This window comes from Ruegeria sp. AD2(2025) (assembly GCF_056542385.1).
Genome location: NZ_JBQFZS010000001.1, coordinates 792,820 through 811,515 on the forward strand (window position 1 = coordinate 792,820; position 18,696 = coordinate 811,515).

At 60.4% G+C, this 18,696-nt stretch carries 16 protein-coding genes; 7 read left to right on the forward strand and 9 right to left on the reverse strand.

Features of this window, described 5'->3' with window-relative positions:
- Positions 1–20: 20 nt before the first annotated feature.
- Positions 21–1,022, reverse strand: a complete 1,002-nt coding sequence (gene gap, locus ACR1XV_RS03900) for a type I glyceraldehyde-3-phosphate dehydrogenase (RefSeq protein ID WP_480528994.1) — start codon at positions 1,020–1,022, stop codon at positions 21–23.
- Between the two features lie 179 nt (positions 1,023–1,201).
- Between gap and ACR1XV_RS03905 the strand changes: the two genes are divergently transcribed.
- Complete coding sequence (locus ACR1XV_RS03905) at positions 1,202–2,140, forward strand: DUF808 domain-containing protein (protein WP_480528995.1); 939 nt, start codon at positions 1,202–1,204, stop codon at positions 2,138–2,140.
- A gap of 48 nt (positions 2,141–2,188) precedes the next feature.
- On the opposite strand, the gene ACR1XV_RS03910 is transcribed toward ACR1XV_RS03905, so the two are convergent.
- A complete protein-coding gene (locus ACR1XV_RS03910) occupies positions 2,189–2,539 on the reverse strand; it encodes a hypothetical protein (RefSeq protein WP_480528996.1) in 351 nt (116 codons plus the stop codon).
- 165 nt (positions 2,540–2,704) lie between these two features.
- Positions 2,705–4,726, reverse strand: coding sequence for a transketolase (tkt, locus tag ACR1XV_RS03915; RefSeq protein WP_480528997.1), 2,022 nt, complete (start codon positions 4,724–4,726; stop codon positions 2,705–2,707).
- 235 nt (positions 4,727–4,961) lie between these two features.
- On the opposite strand from tkt, the gene ACR1XV_RS03920 reads away from it, so the two are divergent.
- From ACR1XV_RS03920 to ACR1XV_RS03930, 3 genes are read left to right on the forward strand one after another with little or no spacing between them, the layout of a single operon-like run.
- Complete coding sequence (locus tag ACR1XV_RS03920) at positions 4,962–5,795, forward strand: hypothetical protein (RefSeq protein ID WP_480528998.1); 834 nt, start codon at positions 4,962–4,964, stop codon at positions 5,793–5,795.
- Positions 5,795–6,187 (forward strand): cell division protein ZapA, encoded by a 393-nt coding sequence (locus ACR1XV_RS03925; protein ID WP_480528999.1) that lies wholly within the window; start codon positions 5,795–5,797, stop codon positions 6,185–6,187. Before ACR1XV_RS03920 ends, ACR1XV_RS03925 begins: the two co-directional genes overlap by 1 nt.
- Positions 6,187–6,537, forward strand: a complete 351-nt coding sequence (locus ACR1XV_RS03930; protein WP_480529000.1) for an MliC family protein — start codon at positions 6,187–6,189, stop codon at positions 6,535–6,537. Before ACR1XV_RS03925 ends, ACR1XV_RS03930 begins: the two co-directional genes overlap by 1 nt.
- Before the next feature lies 1 nt (position 6,538).
- Here ACR1XV_RS03930 and grxD read toward each other — a convergent pair whose 3' ends face one another.
- The 6 genes from grxD to ACR1XV_RS03960 all read right to left on the reverse strand — a co-directional run bounded on the left by grxD (position 6,539) and on the right by ACR1XV_RS03960 (position 13,307).
- The gene (gene grxD, locus ACR1XV_RS03935) at positions 6,539–6,901 is read right to left on the reverse strand and encodes a Grx4 family monothiol glutaredoxin (RefSeq protein ID WP_480529001.1); all 363 of its coding nucleotides are present in this window, start codon (positions 6,899–6,901) and stop codon (positions 6,539–6,541) included.
- The gene (locus ACR1XV_RS03940; protein WP_480529002.1) at positions 6,888–7,178 is read right to left on the reverse strand and encodes a hypothetical protein; all 291 of its coding nucleotides are present in this window, start codon (positions 7,176–7,178) and stop codon (positions 6,888–6,890) included. Before ACR1XV_RS03940 ends, grxD begins: the two co-directional genes overlap by 14 nt.
- 10 nt (positions 7,179–7,188) lie before the next feature.
- Entirely contained in the window at positions 7,189–7,425 is a 237-nt protein-coding gene (locus ACR1XV_RS03945) for a BolA/IbaG family iron-sulfur metabolism protein (protein ID WP_170354080.1), read from the reverse strand.
- A 143-nt stretch (positions 7,426–7,568) separates the two neighbouring features.
- The gene (gene purL / locus ACR1XV_RS03950) at positions 7,569–9,728 is read right to left on the reverse strand and encodes a phosphoribosylformylglycinamidine synthase subunit PurL (RefSeq protein WP_480529004.1); all 2,160 of its coding nucleotides are present in this window, start codon (positions 9,726–9,728) and stop codon (positions 7,569–7,571) included.
- A gap of 155 nt (positions 9,729–9,883) precedes the next feature.
- Complete coding sequence (locus ACR1XV_RS03955) at positions 9,884–12,127, reverse strand: mechanosensitive ion channel family protein (RefSeq protein WP_480529005.1); 2,244 nt, start codon at positions 12,125–12,127, stop codon at positions 9,884–9,886.
- Positions 12,128–12,398: 271 nt separating this feature from the next.
- A complete protein-coding gene (locus ACR1XV_RS03960) occupies positions 12,399–13,307 on the reverse strand; it encodes a LysR family transcriptional regulator (protein WP_480529006.1) in 909 nt (302 codons plus the stop codon).
- Positions 13,308–13,477: 170 nt separating this feature from the next.
- Between ACR1XV_RS03960 and ACR1XV_RS03965 the strand changes: the two genes are divergently transcribed.
- From ACR1XV_RS03965 to ACR1XV_RS03975, 3 genes are all read left to right on the forward strand, one after another.
- Positions 13,478–16,897, forward strand: coding sequence for an indolepyruvate ferredoxin oxidoreductase family protein (locus tag ACR1XV_RS03965; RefSeq protein WP_480529007.1), 3,420 nt, complete (start codon positions 13,478–13,480; stop codon positions 16,895–16,897).
- Between the two features lie 78 nt (positions 16,898–16,975).
- Entirely contained in the window at positions 16,976–17,854 is an 879-nt protein-coding gene (locus tag ACR1XV_RS03970; protein WP_480529008.1) for a lysophospholipid acyltransferase family protein, read from the forward strand.
- An 8-nt stretch (positions 17,855–17,862) separates the two neighbouring features.
- Entirely contained in the window at positions 17,863–18,672 is an 810-nt protein-coding gene (locus ACR1XV_RS03975) for a glutamate racemase (protein ID WP_480529009.1), read from the forward strand.
- The last annotated feature ends 24 nt before the right edge of the window (positions 18,673–18,696 follow it).

Consider the following 18,696-nt stretch of genomic DNA (forward strand, 5'->3'; position numbering starts at 1 on the left):
CACAAGCGATGTGCGAAGGGTCAGTTAAGACGGCCCATCGCAACGGCCACATCGGCCATACGCACCGAGAAGCCCCATTCATTGTCATACCACGCCAGCACGCGCACCATGCGGTTGTCGACCACACGGGTCTGATCCGGCGCGAAGATCGAGCTTTCCTCGGTGTGGTTGAAATCGGTCGAGACCAGCGGCGCGGGCTCAAAGCCCAGAACGCGCTGCATCGGGCCTTTGGCGGCTTCTTCAACGATGGCGTTGACCTCTTCGACGGTCACATTGCGCGAGGCGCGGAACGACAGGTCTACGGCCGAGACATTCGGGGTCGGCACGCGGATGGCGGAGCCGTCCAGACGGCCTTTGAGATTGGGCAGAACCTCACCCAGAGCTGCTGCGGCACCGGTCGAGGTTGGGATCATCGACATGGCGGCTGCGCGCGCGCGGTAGAGGTCGGAGTGGCGGCGGTCCAGTGTCGGCTGGTCACCGGTATAGGCGTGGATCGTGGTCATGATGCCATGCTCAATGCCGACACCTTCGTCCAGAACCTTGGCAAGCGGAGCAAGGCAGTTGGTGGTGCAGGACCCGTTCGAAACCATCTTGTCTTCGGTGGTCAGGCTGTTGTGGTTCACGCCGAACACGATGGTCTTGTCGACGTTCTTGCCGGGGGCCGATAGCAAAACCTTCTGCGCGCCGCGATCCAGGTGAGTCTTGGCCTTCAGCCCGTCATTGAATTTGCCGGTGCATTCCAGAACGACGTCGCAGCCTTCCCAGTCAAGCTCGTTCATGTCGTAGGTCGAGAACATCTCCATCGGGCCGCGGCCCAGATCCATGGTCTTGCCTTCGATCGAGATATCGCGGGGGAACCGCCCGTGAATGCTGTCATATTTCAGCAGATGCGCCGAGGTTTCCAGCGGGCCGGTCGCGTTGACTTTGATCACTTCGATGTCGTTGCGCGCCGATGCGGCGATGTGCGACAGGGTACAGCGGCCAATGCGGCCAAAACCATTGATACCGACCTTGATGGTCATATGACGTCTCCAAATCCGCTTGCGTTGCAGGCCATATAGCCGCGAAAACGGAATCTCAAAAGGGCAAAAATAGCATATTTTTAAGGTGTTAGCGCAAACCTGAGCCGATTGCGCTAACGCTTGCGCTAAGGGTTGGATCAGGTAGTGTCGGCAGCAGCAGTGAAACAAGAGGATGCGCAATGAGTGGTCTGTTGGCCCTGTTGGACGATGTGGCAGGCATAGCGAAGGTCGCGGCGGCCTCGGTCGATGATGTGATGGCAGCGGCAGGCAAGGCCGGAGCCAAGACGGCAGGCGTGATCATTGATGATGCGGCGGTGACGCCGAAATACGTGCAGGGCTTTGCGCCCGCGCGGGAGTTACCGATCATCTGGCGCATCGCACGCGGTTCGATTTTCAACAAGATCATTCTGTTGCTGCCCGTTGCCTTGCTGCTGGCCAATTTTGCCCCCTGGCTGATCACGCCGCTGCTGATGCTGGGCGGGTCTTATTTGTGTTTTGAGGGGGCCGAGAAGATCTTTCACGTCCTTTTCCCGCACGGAAGCAAGGTGATTGATGCGGATATGAAAAACCGCGATCCGGGCCATCTGGAAGAACAGAAGGTCAAGGGGGCGATCAAGACCGATTTCATCCTTTCGGCTGAGATCATGACGATTGCGTTGGCGGCGATTGAAGCACCGAATGTCTGGATGCAAGCTGCGACACTGGCAGTGGTCGGTATCGGCGTGACGGTGGCTGTCTATGGCTCGGTCGCGCTGATCGTTAAAATGGATGATGTCGGATTGTTTCTGGCCCGGAATGCACCGACGCCGATTGGTCGCGGAACGGGCAGGGGGCTGGTCAAGGCGATGCCCGTGGTGATGAAGGTGCTGTCGATCGTGGGCACCGCCGCGATGCTGTGGGTCGGCGGATCAATCATGATCCACGGGATGGAAGTGCTTGGTTTCGGTTGGCTGGGCCACCACATCCATGATTGGGCTTACGCCCTTGGGCATTCGGTTTCTGCGTCCTGGGCGGGCGTCGTCGAATGGGTGTCCAAGGCAACCATGGATGGTGTCTTTGGCTTGGCCTGGGGGATGGTTCTGATCCCGGTCGCGAGCCGGTTTCTCAAGTCGCACTGAGATACGGCGCCCTCACGCTGCCTAGCCGCGCAGCGTGAGGGCGGTCTTTCAAAAGCCGTTGGGGTTGCCTTTGACGACGACGCCGGACCCGTCCACCTTGCCGTCTTTGAACAGTGTGACGGCAGCCTCTTCGATCTTCAGTTGCCAACAGGTTTCGGGATCGGTGCCATATTGGAAGCACATGCCGTCATCGGTTGCCGTCCAGTTTCCGCTATACCCGTCGCCTTTGATCGTGCCGTCGGCGGCGTAATACTCGGTGAAGGCCCCAGAAAGCATACCACCCTGATAGGTATGGTTGCTCATGGTTTGGGTAATTTCTTCTTTGCTGGCAAAACCACCCGCATAGGCGGTCGACGCAAGGCTAAGTGCTGTGATGGTAAGAGCGGCCCGAGTAATCATGTCTGTGTTTCCTGTATCTGATGGACTTGGGCGCAGATATGACGATTTGGGTTTGGGCACAGAGGCGGCGGCCTCACGGCTGCTCACCTGTCGGTGACATAGCAGCCAGGCAAATAAAAAAAGGCGACCCGCGGGGCCGCCTTTCTGTGTGATTTGAGTGGGGTATCAGCCCAGCAGTTCTTTAACCTTCGCAACGGTGGCCTCGGCGGTGATACCGAAATGCTTGTAGAGTTCGCCCGCAGGGGCGGACGCGCCAAAGCTCGACATGCCGATGAAAGCGGCTTTGGATTCGCGGCCACGTTCGCCCAATAGCCAGCGATCCCAGCCTCCGGCGCGGACGGCAGCCTCAATGCCGACGCGGACGGGGCCGCCCGGCAGGACACGCTTGCGATAGGCTTCGTCCTGCTGCGCGAAGAGTTCCATGCAGGGCATGGACACAACGCGGGTGCCGATGCCGTCAGCCTCAAGCATCGCCCTGGCCTCCATCGCCAGCGACACCTCAGAGCCGGTGGCGATCAGGATGGCCTGACGCTTGCCCTCGGCCTCGGCCAGAACGTAAGCGCCCTGCACGGACAGGTTCTTGGTCTTGTGGTCCTTGCGCACGGTTGGCACGCCCTGACGAGTCAGCGACAGGACCGAGGGGCTGTCCTTGAAAGTCAGCGCCAGTTCCCAGGCTTCGGCGGTCTCGATGGAATCGGCGGGGCGGAACACATAGGTGTTGGGCGTCGCTCGACTGATTGCCAGGTGTTCGACCGGCTGGTGGGTCGGGCCGTCTTCACCCAGACCGATCGAGTCGTGGGTCATCACGAAAACCGACGGGATTTTCATCAGTGCGGCCAGACGCATCGACGGGCGCGCATAGTCGGTGAAGGCCATGAACGTCCCGCCATAGGGGCGGATGCCGCCATGCAGCGCCATACCGTTCATCGCTGCCGCCATGCCGTGCTCACGGATGCCGTAGTGGATATAGCGACCCTTGCGGTTCTCCGGCAGGAACACACCCATATCAGCCGATTTGGTGTTGTTCGAGCCGGTCAGGTCGGCCGAGCCGCCAACGGTCTCGGTCATGATCGGGTTCACAACGTTCAGAACTTTCTCGGACGAGGCGCGGGTGGCCAGCTTGGGCTGATCCTCGGACATCTGTTTCTTGAACGCACGGATGGCACCGGCCAGTTTCTTGGGCGCTTCAAACGCATAGGCGCGGTTGAACTCGGCCTGCTTGCGTTCAGATATCTGCGAGAAACGCTCCTCCCATGCAGCACGCTCGGCTGCGCCACGGGCGCCAATGGCCTCCCACGCGGATTTCACATCTGCCGGGATTTCGAACGCATCATGCGGCCAGCCATAGCCTTCCTTGGCGGCTTTCAACTGATCTTGGTCGGTCAGCGCACCGTGGCCTTTCGAAGTGTCCTGCGCGGCGTGGCCCAGAGCGATGTGGCTTTTGCAAGCAATCATCGAGGGTTTGTTCGATTTCTTCGCCTGAACGATGGCCGCGTCGATGGCTTTTGGATCATGACCGTCGATCTCGATCACATGCCAGCCCGAAGCCGCGAAGCGACGCACCTGATCGGTGCGGTCAGCAATATCGACCGTGCCGTCGATGGTGATGTTGTTGTCATCCCAGAAGACGATCAGTTTGCTCAGCTCGTGACGGCCTGCCAGTGTGATCGCTTCTTGGCTGACGCCTTCCATCAGGCAGCCGTCGCCTGCGATGACATAGGTGTAGTGATCCACGACCTTCTTGCCATAGTGCGCGCGCTGGATCTCCTCGGCCATGGCAAAGCCCACAGCGTTCGAGATGCCCTGACCAAGCGGACCGGTGGTGGTTTCGATCCCGTCGACGAGGAAGTTCTCGGGGTGGCCTGCGGTTTTTGCGCCCAACTGACGGAAGTTCTTGATCTCGTCCAGCGTCACGTCCGCGTGGCCAGTGAGATACAGCAGCGAATAGATCAGCATCGAACCGTGGCCAGCCGACAGGATGAACCGGTCACGGTCGGGCCAGTTGGGGGCGGAGGCGTCGAACTTCAGGTGCTTTTCGAACAGGACGGTCGCAACATCGGCCATGCCCATTGGCATACCGGAATGGCCGGAATTAGCGGCGGCGACAGCGTCGAGGGTCAGGGTGCGGATGGCCGCAGCCTTGTCCCAGTGTTCAGGGTTGGCGGTGCGCAGCGCAGTCAGGTCCACGGGCGTTATTCCTTTGGGTTACGGGCAGATGGGGCGCTGAATACCATCCGCTTGTCAAAGTGCAAGCAGAACCGGGCATAGCGCTGGTCTGGCGGATGAACTGTGTTCCACAAGTGATTGAAACCAAACAGTGGGTATTTTCTGTCACATTCCGTTAAACTGTGGGTCAGAGCGGCCATCCTTGATTCGGGCCGGCGCGCGACAGAACGAACCTTGGTAAAGAGGTGACAGGGGCATGAGCCAGATTGAAGAATTACAACGCCGTATCATTGCCGCGATGGAGCGGATCGGCAGCGGTGTCGAGGCATTGCAGGATGCGGCACCCGCAGGCGAAGGCGATGCAGCCCTGCGTGCCGCGCTTGAGGATGAGCGTGTCGCCAACGCACAGCTGGAAGAACGACTGAAGGCGCTGGTCGAACGCCATGCACAGGAGGTTGACGGGCTTCGCGCACAGCCCGCCCCGAGCGCAGAAGCAGACGCGCTGCGCGAGCAGTTGGCCGAGGCAGCATCGCAGCTTGCGGCGGTCGAGGCGGCGCGGGCCGAACTGGCAGATGCCAAGGCGGCGCTTGAGAACAATGACGAGATTGCTGCGCTGAAAGCCGAAATCGAAACGCTGCGATCCTATCAAGGGGCAGCGGAAGAAGCGGAATCGCTGCGGACCGAGGTCGAACAGCTTACGCCAATCGCTGATCGGGTCGAGGAAACCGAAGCCGAACTGGCGCGTCTGCGGGCGGAACTGGCCGATAGCGAGCGCGTCTCGGAGCTGAGTGCCGAGCTTGAAATGCTGCGCGCAGAACGGGCCAGCCACGGAGCCGCGATGTCACGGCTGGACGATGATCTGCAGCGTCTGCGCAACGCCAACGAACAGCTGCGCAGCACGGTGGACGAACTGCGCGCCGCCGCCGAAAAGGGCGTTGCTGATGCGGATATGCTCAACCGCGCCACCGCCGCCGAATTGGAGGCTACCCGCGCCGCGCGCGCCTCGGACGCGGCCGAGGCCCATGCGGTGCTGGCCCGTCTTGAACCCTTGCTGACCCATGCCAATCTGGCCGAAGGAGAGGTGGAATAATGCCCGAAGTGACCATTCATATCGGCGGACGGGGCTTTGAAGTCTCGTGTCAGGACGGCGAAGAGGGGTTTTTGCAGGCGGCCGCGCGGCTGCTGGATGACGAAGCCCAGGTTCTGTCTGATCAGATCGGACGGATGCCGGAATCGCGGATGCTGCTAATGGCCGGGCTGATGCTGGCCGACAAGGCCGCTGCGCAGGAAGACCGCGTGAAAATGGCCGAGGCCCGCCTGGCCGAAGCTGAGACCGAACTCAAACGCCTGCGCAACGCGCCCCGGCCCGAGCCCGAACGGATCGAGGTTGCCGTCGTGCCGCCATCGGTGACAGATACGTTAGCGGAAATGGCTGCGCGGGCCGAAGCGCTGGCCGCAGCCATCGAAGAAAAGTCGGCCTGATGCGGGGGGCTTATACATCCCTCTGCGCCGCTGTCCTGTCGCTGGGGGCTCCGGCGGCCATGGCGCAGATCGACATATTGTCGGTGACCTTCAACTGCGAGAATGCGACGCAGATACCGGTGTCGTATTTCAACGCAACCGATGGGACGGGTGCAGCCGCGATGCTGGTCGACGGCCAGCTGATCGCGATGCAGCAAGTTCAGAGCGGGTCTGGGATCCGTTATGAATCCGTCGGGACGACCGGCACCTACACGCTGCGCTCAAAGGGCTGGGAGGCCACGATCAGCCATCAGGCCAGCGGTGACACAGCCCCCGAGCGCGTGTTGTTCAGGGACTGTGTAAGTCGATAGATCAGGCGTTCGCTTCGCGGATCTTGTCAGCGGCGTCCTTGTTGTAGCCGACGCCGTTTTCGTCAAACAGCGTGTCCAGCTCGCCAGACAGGGTCATTTCGGTGATGATGTCGCAGCCACCGACAAATTCGCCTTTGACATACAGCTGCGGCACGGTCGGCCAGTCGGAATAATCCTTGATACCCTGACGGACCTCTTCGTCGGCCAGAACATTCACGTCGGCATAGTCGACGCCCATATAATTCAGCACACCGGCCACGCGCGAGGAAAACCCGCACTGAGGCATTTCTTTGGTGCCTTTCATATACAGCACAACATCATTGGCTTTGACGGTTTCGTCGATCTGGGTCTTAACGTCGCTCATCTTGCGTTTCCTTTTCACCCGCGTCCGGGGCCGTTGTTTCATCCTGTGACGGGCTGGGAGCCCATCCTTCTTCCTGCAGTCGTCGATGCTCGGCCTGGGCCAGTGTCACCGGATCAAGCCCGTATCTTTCGATGCCGCCAACCTTGCTGATTTTGTCCGGGTCAGGGCGCATATCCGACAGTTTTCGTTTTCGGTTGCGTTTGACATAGGCCTCGATCAGCGCGGCGGCAACTATCAATGCCGCGATCAGCGAGATCCAGAGAGGCCAGCCAGTCATGTTTTCGGGATCATTCAGGAACCTTCGTCGTCAGCGCCAGCGCGTGCAACTCGCCATCCGGGCCATCCATCTTACCCTTGAGCGCTGCGTAAACCGCGCGCTGCTGCTGCACCCGGTTTTTACCGCGAAAGCTTTCATCCACGACCATGGCGGACATATGCACGCCGTCGCTGCCGCCGACCTGAATTTCCGCATCGGGAAAGGCTTCGCGCAGCAGGTGTTCGATTTCGTGGGCGCTCATCGGCATGTGGGGTTCTCCTGAAGATCTTTGAGAAAGATTTAGAGCGATGCGCAAGGGCGTGCAAGATGTGCTGGTCGGGCAAAGGCCCGAAACCCTGCGCCCCAGAGGGGGCGCAGGGTTTTCCGGTGTTGAAAGACAATAGGGCGGTCTTAGGCGACGGCCGCGGCGAAGCTGCTGCGGAACGTATCCGTCAGTTCAGCCAGTGGCGCTTCGGAGGTGCCGATTTTCACGCTGTCGCCCGTGAAGCGGCCGACCGAGACCAGCGGGACACCGGCCTGGCCCGCAGCAATCATCAGCGCCTCGGCCTGATCGAAGTTGCAGGCGACCAGATAGCGGGCCTGATCTTCACCAAACAGGAATTCGGTCGAGGCATCGTCAAGGCAAACGCCAACGCCTGCAGCCTCGGCCAGTTCGAACGCGGCCAGAGCAAGGCCACCATCGCCCAGATCGGTGCAGGCCTTGATCATCTGGCGGTTGGCGCGGATGAATTCTCCGTTGCGCTGTTCTGCGTCCAGATCGACATGGGGCGCGTCGCCATCTTCGCGGTTGAACACCTCGGCCAGAAGGGCGGATTGGCCCAGATGCCCTTTGGTTTCACCGATGACCAGCGCAACATGGCCTTCGCGCACTTCGTTGCCGATGATCTCATCCGCGTGCGACAACAAGCCAACCGCGCCAATGGTCGGCGTTGGCAGGATCGCCTGGCCGTCGGTTTCGTTGTAAAGCGAGACGTTGCCCGACACGATGGGCATGTCCAGCGCACCGACGGCGGCCCCGATGCCTTGGATGGCACCGACAAACTGGCCCATGATCTCGGGCTTTTCGGGGTTGCCGAAATTCAGGTTGTCGGTGGTGGCCAGCGGTTTGGCCCCAACGGCAGTCAGGTTGCGATAGGCCTCGGCCACCGCCTGCTTGCCACCCTCGACCGGGTTGGCGCGGACATAGCGCGGGGTCACATCGCTGGTGAAGGCCAGCACCTTGTCAGTCCCGTGGACGCGGACCATGCCTGCGCCCAAACCCGGCGTGCGGGCACTATCGGCCATCACCATGGTGTCGTATTGCTCATACACCCACTGTTTGCCCGCATAGTTGGGCGAGGCGAGCAGGGCGCGCAGGCCGTCAATTGGATCGATCTGGGGAACGTCGGACAGGTCCTCGGCCTCGGGCGTCGCCACCCATGGGCGGTCATATTCCGGCGCGGTCGAGGAGAGCTTGGACAGGACCAGATCGGCTTTGACCTCACCATTGTGCATGATCAGGAAGCGGTCTTCGGCGATTGTCTCTCCGACGATGGCGAAATCGAGGTCCCATTTCTCGAACACGGCGCGGGCTTCGGCTTCAAGCTCGGGCTTGAGGACCATCAGCATGCGCTCCTGAGATTCAGACAGCATCATTTCATAGGCTGTCATGTTTTCTTCGCGCTGAGGGACGTTTTCGAGGTCCAGACGAACACCCAGACCACCCTTGTCGCCCATTTCAACAGCGGAGCAGGTCAAACCTGCCGCACCCATGTCCTGAATCGAGATCACGGCCCCGGTCTGCATCAGCTCCAGCGTCGCCTCCATCAGGCGCTTTTCGGTGAAGGGGTCGCCGACCTGAACGGTGGGGCGCTTTTCTTCGATGGTGTCGTCGAATTCGGCGGATGCCATGGTTGCGCCGCCGACACCGTCACGGCCCGTCTTGGCACCCAGATAGACAACAGGCATACCGACGCCCGAGGCGGCGGAGTAGAAAATCTTGTCGCTGTCGGCCAGACCAGCAGCGAACGCATTCACCAGGCAGTTGCCGTTATATGCGGGGTGAAAGCGCACTTCGCCGCCCACGCATGGCACGCCGAAGCAGTTGCCGTAACCGCCGATGCCTTCGACCACGCCGTTGACCAGTTGGCGGGTCTTGTGGTGATCGGGTTCGCCAAAAGACAGTGCGTTCATCGACGCGATGGGGCGTGCGCCCATGGTGAAGACGTCACGCAGGATACCGCCCACACCGGTCGCCGCGCCCTGATAGGGTTCGATGTAGGACGGGTGGTTGTGGCTTTCCATCTTGAAGACGACCGCCTGACCGTCACCGATATCGACCACACCCGCATTCTCGCCCGGTCCGCAGATGACCTGAGGGCCAGAGGTGGGCAGGGTGCGCAGCCATTTCTTCGACGATTTATAGGAACAATGCTCGTTCCACATGGCTGAAAAGATGCCCAACTCGGTAAAGCTCGGCTCGCGCCCGATGATTTCGAGGATCATGTCGTATTCATCGGGCTTGAGCCCATGTGCGGCGATCAGATCGGGTGTGATGGCGGGCTCTTGCATCGTCTGTCCTTGTCCAAGGGTGGCCGAGATTGCGCGCCTTTTAGGGCAAGGGCGCGCCCGTGGGAAGGGTCAAGTCAGCGCAGGCTTAAACTGTCAAAGAAAAAACGGGCCCGGCACGAATGCCGAGCCCGTCAATCATGTTGCTGACGAAATGGTCAGGCCGGGGCTTCCCCTTTGTTGATTGAGTCTGCCGCGGCCGCTCCGACAGCTGCTTTTTGTTCTTCTGTCAGATTCTCGGCCTCTTCCAGTCCGGGGATGGCGACGCGCACCTCGCGGCGGGCAAAGTCGATGCCGTTGGCGTTGAACTCGGCCTTGACGCGGTTGAAGATTTCCTTACGCAAGGTGAACTGCTTGCCCGGTTTGGCCATGAACTTGCCGCGGATGATCATGCCGACATCGTCAAAGTCGAACACACCTTGCGACTTGAAGGGCTGCAGGAAGCCATCTTTGTGCACTTCGTCCGCCATCATCTCGGCACCGATCTTTTTGAAGATCTTCTTGACCTTGTTGGGGTCGGTGTCGAAGGGCACGGTGAATTTGAGCTTCATGATCACCCAGTCGCGGCTAAAATTGGTCAGCTTCTGGATTTCACCATAAGGGATCGTGTGCACCGGGCCGCGATGGTGGCGCAGTTGCATGGAGCGGATCGAGATTTTCTCGACCGTGCCCATGGTGCCGCCGACATCGACATATTCACCCACACGGAAGGCGTCGTCGATCAGGAAGAAGACGCCGCCAACGATATCCGCCACCAGTTTCTGTGCCCCAAAGCCGATGGCCAGCCCCAGCACACCGGCACCGGCCAGCAGGGGCGTGATGTTGATGCCCAGCGCGCCCAGCGCCAGCAGGCCGAAAATGACCGCGATGGTGATCTGAGCGGTGATCCGCAGCAGCGGCAGAACCGTCGCCAGACGCGAACCGCCCGCACCGCCGCCTTCGCCACCGGCCTCTTCGTCCAGCGCCTCGGCTGCGGTCTGTTCGCGGGCCAGACGGCGGTTGATCCACAGCGAGACGACTTCGTTCATGATGTAACCGATGGCGATGATCAGCAGGAATTCGATCACCGCGCCGCCGACCTCGGCGCTGACACCGGCTGAGGCGATGTTGCGCAGGTCAAGCTGCCACGCATTTGCGATCATGAAGACCACAAACAGGCCCGCGATGACGCGACCGATGCGGATATAGCTGCGCTTGGCCGAGCGATAGGCGCGTTCGGCCAGCGGCCCTTCGCCCGACATCGGCGGTTGCAGATGACGCACCAGCCCACGGATGAGGGTATCCAGCGCCGGGGCGATCAACAGCCAGAACATGGTGGTGAAATGCGCCCCGTTGACCAGAACGCGCATGACGGCTGGGTCACGCTGCGCCACCAGAAACTCGACCAGCAGCCAGATCACGACCGACACGCCAATGGCGAAGTAGGGATAGTAATGCGCCACCTCTTCGTCGAATTTGGTGTGGTCCGGGTCCGTGCCCAACATCATCTGAGACAGGCCTTCGCGCGCGGTCCAGGCGATGATGCCGATATAGACATGGATCGCCGCGTTCAGCCAGAACCCGATGCGGGTGTCGTCTCCGGTCACGCCATTGAGGCCGTTGAACCGCAACACAAACAGTGTAAAGCCGATCAGAATCAGCAGGCCGATCAGGTTGCGGTGCAGGTACTTCGCCCAGTGATCGTCGATGTTTACAAGTCGGAACTGGGGCTTCTGCGGGGCGAGAACAAAGCGCGAGGCTGCGGCTCCCAGGCGGGGCACCCAGATCAGGTAGAACACAAATGGTGCCGCATACGTGATCTGTTCGGGGGTCAGCAGGCCGCGCCCGATGGCACGAATGACCACGTAGAACACGATGAGCCCCGCGATTTCGCGGCAAAAGCGGCGGAACAGGTAACTGACAGCCCCCCAAAGATCGGCGTCATCCGAGACCTCGGTCGCCTCGTGCCAGCGCCGGGTCAGGAAGATGAACAGTTTCTCGGCAATGAAACCAACGATCAGCACCGACAGGACCAAGCCGATCAACGTGTAGACACCTGTCGTGCCCAGTTTGTCTGAGAAATTGCTGAATGCGGTGATCTGCGCGGTGACGATATTGGGAAGCGTCGTCAGAACATGGGTCCAGGACGATACCATCTCGGCCCAGATTTCGCTGATTTCGGTCAGCGGGTCTTCGACCCCTTCCTTGGCTGCGGCCTGTTCCTCGGCCACGGCGTCAAGGCGTTCCAGCAGGATCGCGCGGACCTGATCGTCGGACATGCGGGCGACAAGGTCATCGACCTGTTCGGGCGTCAGGTCCTCGGGGATGCTGACGGCTGCAGTGCCTGTATCTTGTGCATGAAGTGGGGCCGCCAGAATAAAAGCGGTGACCAGCGCCAGCAAAAGGCGGAGTGGTTGGAACATGGATTTGCCCTCGGAAACGAAGTTTATATCATTTTTTCGGGATCATATGCCGGTGCGTGCATTTTTCCCAGAGCTTTCGACGGGTTAACGCAACCGCAAGGCCAAAAAAAAGGCCGAGCACTAAGCTCGGCCGTAGTCCAACAGGGAGGTATGAAGATGATGAGCGTTTCAGCATCACCGCCTTCGAGTGCTCATTTAGGGATCGGTTTATGAACGATCAAGGTTTATTAGGGGGCGTTGGCGTCATGCCCGCTATGCTGCCCGCGCATAGCTAGAGCTTGCCCAGCTGCCGCAACTGCTTGCGATGGGCGATGATCTCGTCCTGAACAAAGTCACGGAAGGCCGCTATCCGTTTGGAATGACGCAATTCTTCCGGATAGGCGAGGTAAACCGGGACATCCGCGCTTTCGATATCTGACAGAACAGGCACCAGATCGGGAAAATCCTCGGTCACGTAATCGGGCAGAACGCCGATGCCGAGATCGTGAAGCACGCCCTGCAGAACGCCGAAATAATTGTTCACCGTCATCAGCGAACTGGGGTTGTACGTCATCAGGTGACGCACCATCGATGCGCTTGCGCCGACCTGCGGGGCCGAGGGCGTCTGGCAGATCAACCTGTGTTTTGAGATGTCTTCCAGTTTCGACGGCGCGCCGCCATGGCTATCGAGATAGCTCCGGGTGGCATACAGCAGCATCTGGACGGTCATCAGCCGCTTGCGCACCAGATCGGCCTGGCTGGGTTCTTTCATGCGGATGGCGACGTCGGCTTCGCGCATAGGCAGGTCCAGAACCCGTTCTTCCAGCATCAGGTCGATGTTGAGATCGGGATATTGTTCATAGAGCTTGGGCAGACGCGGGGCCAGCCAGAGCGTGCCGAAGCCAAAGGTTGTGGTCACCCGAAGGACGCCGAAGACCTCATCCTCGCTGTCGCGGATGCGGGCGGCGGCGGCGTCCAGACGTTTGGACATGGCCGAGGTGGCATCGAACAGCAACTCTCCCTGTTCGGTGAGAATCAGCCCCCGTGCGTGGCGGTGAAACAGCGTCGCATCCAGTGATTCTTCGAGTGCGCGTATCTGTCGGCTCACGGCAGATTGAGACAGGTTCAGCTTATCCCCAGCATGTGTGAGGCTGCCCGCATCCGCGACCGCGTGAAATATTCTGAGCTTGTCCCAATCCATCGTCGCAACTTTCGTTATCCTTCGGCTGACCTATATGAAACACGTAACAAATTCCACATTCAAACAAGGAAATCGTTACGGGAGAATAAGAAAACTGCTATACAGGTCAGCAGTTGTGACCTAAAATGCGCCTCGATACAGCACACTAATCCGACGATGGGAGACGTCCGATGAGTCAGCCAAAAATATCACTGAATGACCGGTTCGATCTGTCCAAAAGCCCCGTTCTGCTGAACGGCACGCAGGCTCTGGTGCGCCTGATGATGATGCAGAAGGCGCGCGATACCGCAGCGGGTCTGAATACGGCGGGTCTGGTGACGGGATATCGCGGTTCGCCGCTGGGGGCGGTCGATCTGCAGATGTCGCGGGCCGAGAAGCAACTGACCGAGAGCGATGTGACCTTTCAGTACGGTCTTAACGAAGATCTGGCCGCCACCGCGTTGTGGGGCAGCCAGCAGGCCGGGCTGCGCGGAGACGGCAAGTTCGATGGCGTGTTTGGCCTGTGGTACGGTAAGGGCCCGGGCGTGGATCGCTCGGGCGACGTGATGCGCCACGCCAACATGGCGGGCACGGGGCAGCATGGCGGTGTGCTGATGGCTTTAGGCGATGATCACACTGGCGAAAGCTCGACCGTGTTGCACCAGTCCGAGTGGTCTCTGGTCGATATGTATATGCCGGTGGTCAGCCCGGCGGGTGTGCAAGAAATTCTCGATTACGGCATTTACGGCTTCGCGCTGAGCCGCTTTGCGGGTGTCTGGGTCGGGTTGAAGACGATGAAGGACACGATCGAGGTCACATCCGTCGTGGATGGTCGCCCCGACCGGATGCAGTTAGTGATGCCTCAGTTCGACATGCCCGAGGGTGGGCTGAACATTCGTCTGGGGGACACCCCGCACCTGCAGGAAACGCGGATCATTGACCATAAACGCTTTGCAGCCGAGGTGTTCTCGCACGCCAACAAGCTGGATAAGCGCGTCTGGGGCAAGCCTGGCGCCAAGATCGGAATCGCGGCGGCAGGTAAGAACTGGCTGGACCTGACGCATGCGATGTCGCTGCTGAACATCGACGCGGACGAGGCCGAGCGGCTGGGCATTACCACCTACAAGATTGGCCAGACATTTCCTTTGGATATGAAAGGCTTCCACGACTGGGCTGAAGGGCTGGACCTGATCATCATCGTCGAGGAAAAGCGCAAGCTGATCGAGGTGCAGGTCAAAGAGGCGATCTTTGACGACCGCCGGGGCCGTCGCGTCTATGGCTGGTACAAAGGCGGCGCGGGCACGCTGCACCGTGAGGAATTGTTCCCGACCCGGGGTGCGCTGGACCCGATCATGATTGCCGAAAAGCTGGGCGAGATCATGATCGAAGAGGGCCGCGATACCGACGGCATCCGCGCCGGTCTGACCAAGCTGTCCGATGCGCGCCGGGCCGACAATGCTCAGGAAATCGCGGCGCGGTTGCCGTATTTCTGCTCGGGCTGCCCGCATAACAGCTCGACCCGTTTGCCCGATGGCAGCCGGGCTTATGCCGGGATCGGCTGCCACTACATGGTCCAGTGGATGGACCGCGAGACCACAGGCTTCACCCAGATGGGCGGCGAGGGCGTGAACTGGGTCGGCGAGGCACCGTTTTCGACCACCGAGCATGTGTTCCAGAACCTCGGCGACGGGACGTATAACCACTCGGGCGCGCAGGCGATCCGTGCGGCACTGGCGGCCGGAACGAATATCACCTTCAAGATCCTGTTCAACGATGCCGTTGCCATGACCGGGGGGCAGGACAACGAAGGCGGCCTGACGGCGGAACGCATTGTGGACGAGGTCAAGGCGATGGGCGTCAAAGACGTGGCCGTTGTCTACGACGAAAAGGAAGATGTGAACTTCAAAGCTCTGCCATCGGGCGTTGAAACGCACGAACGCGCCGAGCTGATGCGCGTTCAAGAGAAGTTTCGCGAGATCAAGGGTGTATCGGTCATTGTTTACGTCCAGACTTGTGCTGCGGAAAAGCGTCGGCGGCGCAAGCGGGGGCTGTTCCCGGACCCGGACAAGCGGGTGTTCATCAACACTGATGTCTGCGAGGGCTGCGGCGATTGCGGGGTGCAGTCGAACTGCGTCTCGATCGTGCCGAAAGAGACCGAACTGGGCCGTAAGCGCGCCATCGACCAGTCAAGCTGCAACAAGGATTATTCCTGTGTGAACGGGTTCTGCCCGTCCTTCATCACACTTGAGGGCGCGAAGCTGCGCAAAGAGGCCACCACCGATATCGAACTGCCCGACCTGCCGGACCCGGACCTGCCGTCGATCAACGGCACACACAACGTGGTCATCACCGGCGTTGGCGGCACTGGCGTTGTCACCATCGGTGCGATCCTGGCGCAGGCGGCGCAGATCGACGGCAAGGGCGCAGGCATGATGGAGATGGCAGGGCTGGCCCAGAAGGGCGGCGCGGTCCACATCCATTGCCGTCTAGCCAACCGGCCCGAGGACATCAGCGCAATCCGGGTCGCCACGGGCGAGGCTCATGCGCTGATCGGCGGCGATCTGGTGGTGTCGGCGGGGGCCAAGACTCTGGGCCTGACGCAGGGCGGTCAGACCGGTGCGGTGGTCAACAGCCACGAGATCATCACCGGCGATTTCACGCGGGACACCGATTTCCAGATCCCCAGCGATCAGCTTGAACTGGCGTTGCGGGCGCGGCTGAAGGATGGGGTCGATCTGTTCGACGCCTCTGATCTGGCCCGCGCGGTGATGGGAGATTCGATCTATTCCAACATGATGGTCTTTGGGGCGGCGTGGCAGCGCGGGCTGGTGCCGGTCAGCCATGAAGCTCTGATGCAGGCCATCGAACTGAACGGCACCGCGATTGAGCGCAACAAGCGCGCCTTTGCCGTCGGTCGATGGGCGGTGCTGCATCCGCAGGAGGTCGACAAGATCCTTGGCCCCGGCGTCACCGAGATGCCCCGGACGCCGGAGCAGACCATCGACTTCCGCGCCAATCACCTGACCGCCTATCAAAGCAAGCGGCTGGCCAAGCGTTATCTGAAACTGGTCGAGCCTATCGAGGACCCGGCAGTCAAAGAAGCGGTGGCAAAAGGGTATCATAAGTTGTTGTCTTACAAGGATGAATACGAGGTTGCACGGCTGTTGCTGGACAGCCGCGACAAGGCCTCGGCTGAGTTTGATGGCGATTTCAAGATGACCTTCTACCTTGCGCCACCGGTTCTGGGTACGAAGGGCGCGAATGGCCGTCCGACCAAGAAGGCCTTTGGTGAGTGGTTTCTGGGTCCGTTGAAGCTGATGGCAAAGCTGAAGGTCTTGCGGGGCACCCCCTTGGATGTGTTCGGTTATACGGCAGAGCGCAAGATGGAGCGGGGACTGATCCGTCAGTATGAGAAGGACATGAAAGAGGTTCTGCCAAAGCTGACCGCGGAAACCCGCGACGCGATTGCGGCGCTTGCGGCGTTGCCACTGGACATTCGGGGCTTTGGTCCGGTTCTGGTCGCCAACGAGGCCAAGGCTGCGAAACGGCGCGAGGAACTGCTGGCCGTCATCCGCGACGGCGGACCGGAGTTGCGCGCTGCGGCAGAGTGAAGCTTCACAAGCCTGTCACGCAAACTTTGCAAAATGGGTCCCCGGCCTTATTTAGACGGCAGCCAACCGGAGGAACCGATGCCCTCGCGCCATCATGTCGCCCGTGACATCTCGTACGCCCATTCCGCGGAGACGCGGGGCGGGCGGATGGTGATCAAGCTGATGGAGAACACAACGGGTCGCCTGCGCCTGATCCGTCGCGCGGACGGGTATGAGCAAGAGGTGGCGCAGGGGCGCGATTTCTGGTCCGTCATGGTGGAACGCTATGGGCTGTCGCTGGATGTCGTGGGTGGCGCGTTGTCGAACATCCCCGCTAATGGGCCACTGATCCTGATTGCGAACCACCCGTATGGTATTCTGGACGGGCTGATGATGGGGCATATCCTGTCACAGACGCGCGGCGATTTTCGCATTTTGGCAAATCATGTGTTTCGCAAGGCCGAAGACCTGAACCGGATCGTCCTGCCGATCTCGTTCGATGGCACGAAAGAGGCCATGCGGCTGAACCTCGAAACCCGTAAGGCAGCGCTAAACTATCTTGGCGACGGTGGCGCGATCGGGATTTTCCCAGGAGGGACGGTCAGTACCGCAGTCAAACCTTTTGCACATCCCATGGACCCCGGCTGGCGCGGGTTTACCGCGCGGATGGTGGCAAAATCCAACGCGACCGTGGTGCCGGTTTTCTTTGACGGGCATACCTCGCGCCTGTTTCAGATCGCCAGCCATTTGCACAACACCTTGCGGATGGGCTTGCTGATCAAAGAGTTCAAAAAGCGCGTCGACACGCCGGTAAAAGTGGTCATTGGCGATCCCATCGGGCGCGACATTCTGGACCCGTTGGGCAAGGATACGCGCAAGATGATGGATTTCCTGCGCAAAGCGACGTATGAGCTGTCTCCGAAGCCATTGAAGTCCTATGACTATGGCTATGAATTTGAGGAACGGCATCGCGCCTGAAGGGTCAAATGGCAGTAGGTATCTTTGATTCGGGATTGGGCGGCCTGACCGTCCTGAACGCCGCGCAGAAACGTCTGCCGGACGTGGATTTTCTGTATTACGCGGATAATGCACACGCGCCTTATGGGGTGCGTGACCCGGACGATATCTATGATTTGACCTGTCAGGCCGTCGGCGATCTGTGGTCGCGGGGCTGCAATCTGGTGATTCTGGCCTGCAACACCGCCAGCGCCGCCGCCCTGCGTCGGATGCAGGAGGCGGGCGTGCCCAGCGGCAAGCGTGTGCTGGGCGTTTTCGTACCTCTGATCGAAGCGCTGACTGAACGGCAATGGGGTGACAATTCTCCCCCCCGTGAGGTCGAAGTACAGCATGTGGCGCTGTTCGCTACGCCCGCTACCGTCTCAAGCCGTGCGTTCCAGAGGGAACTGGCCTTTCGCGCCATCGGTGTCGATGTCGAGGCGCAGGCCTGTGGCGGCGTGGTCGATGCTATCGAGGACGGCGACATGATCTTGGCCGAGGCGCTGGTACGCAGCCATGTCGACGCGCTGCGGCGCAAAATGCCAGAGCCTCAGGCCGCGATTCTGGGCTGCACCCATTACCCCTTGATGGCCGAGACCTTCCAGGCGGCTCTGGGCCCGGATGTAAAGGTTTACAGCCAGGGCGATTTGGTCGCCTCCAGCCTTGCGGATTATCTGGATCGTCACCCGAATATGTTGGGCGAAGGCGAGGGCGGGTTCTTGACCACTGGCAAGCCCGGCGTTGTCAGCGATCGCGCGACCCAGTTCTTGCGACGAAAAATCGCCTTTGAGGCCGCCTGACCTAGGTCAAGGACGGCACCTTTC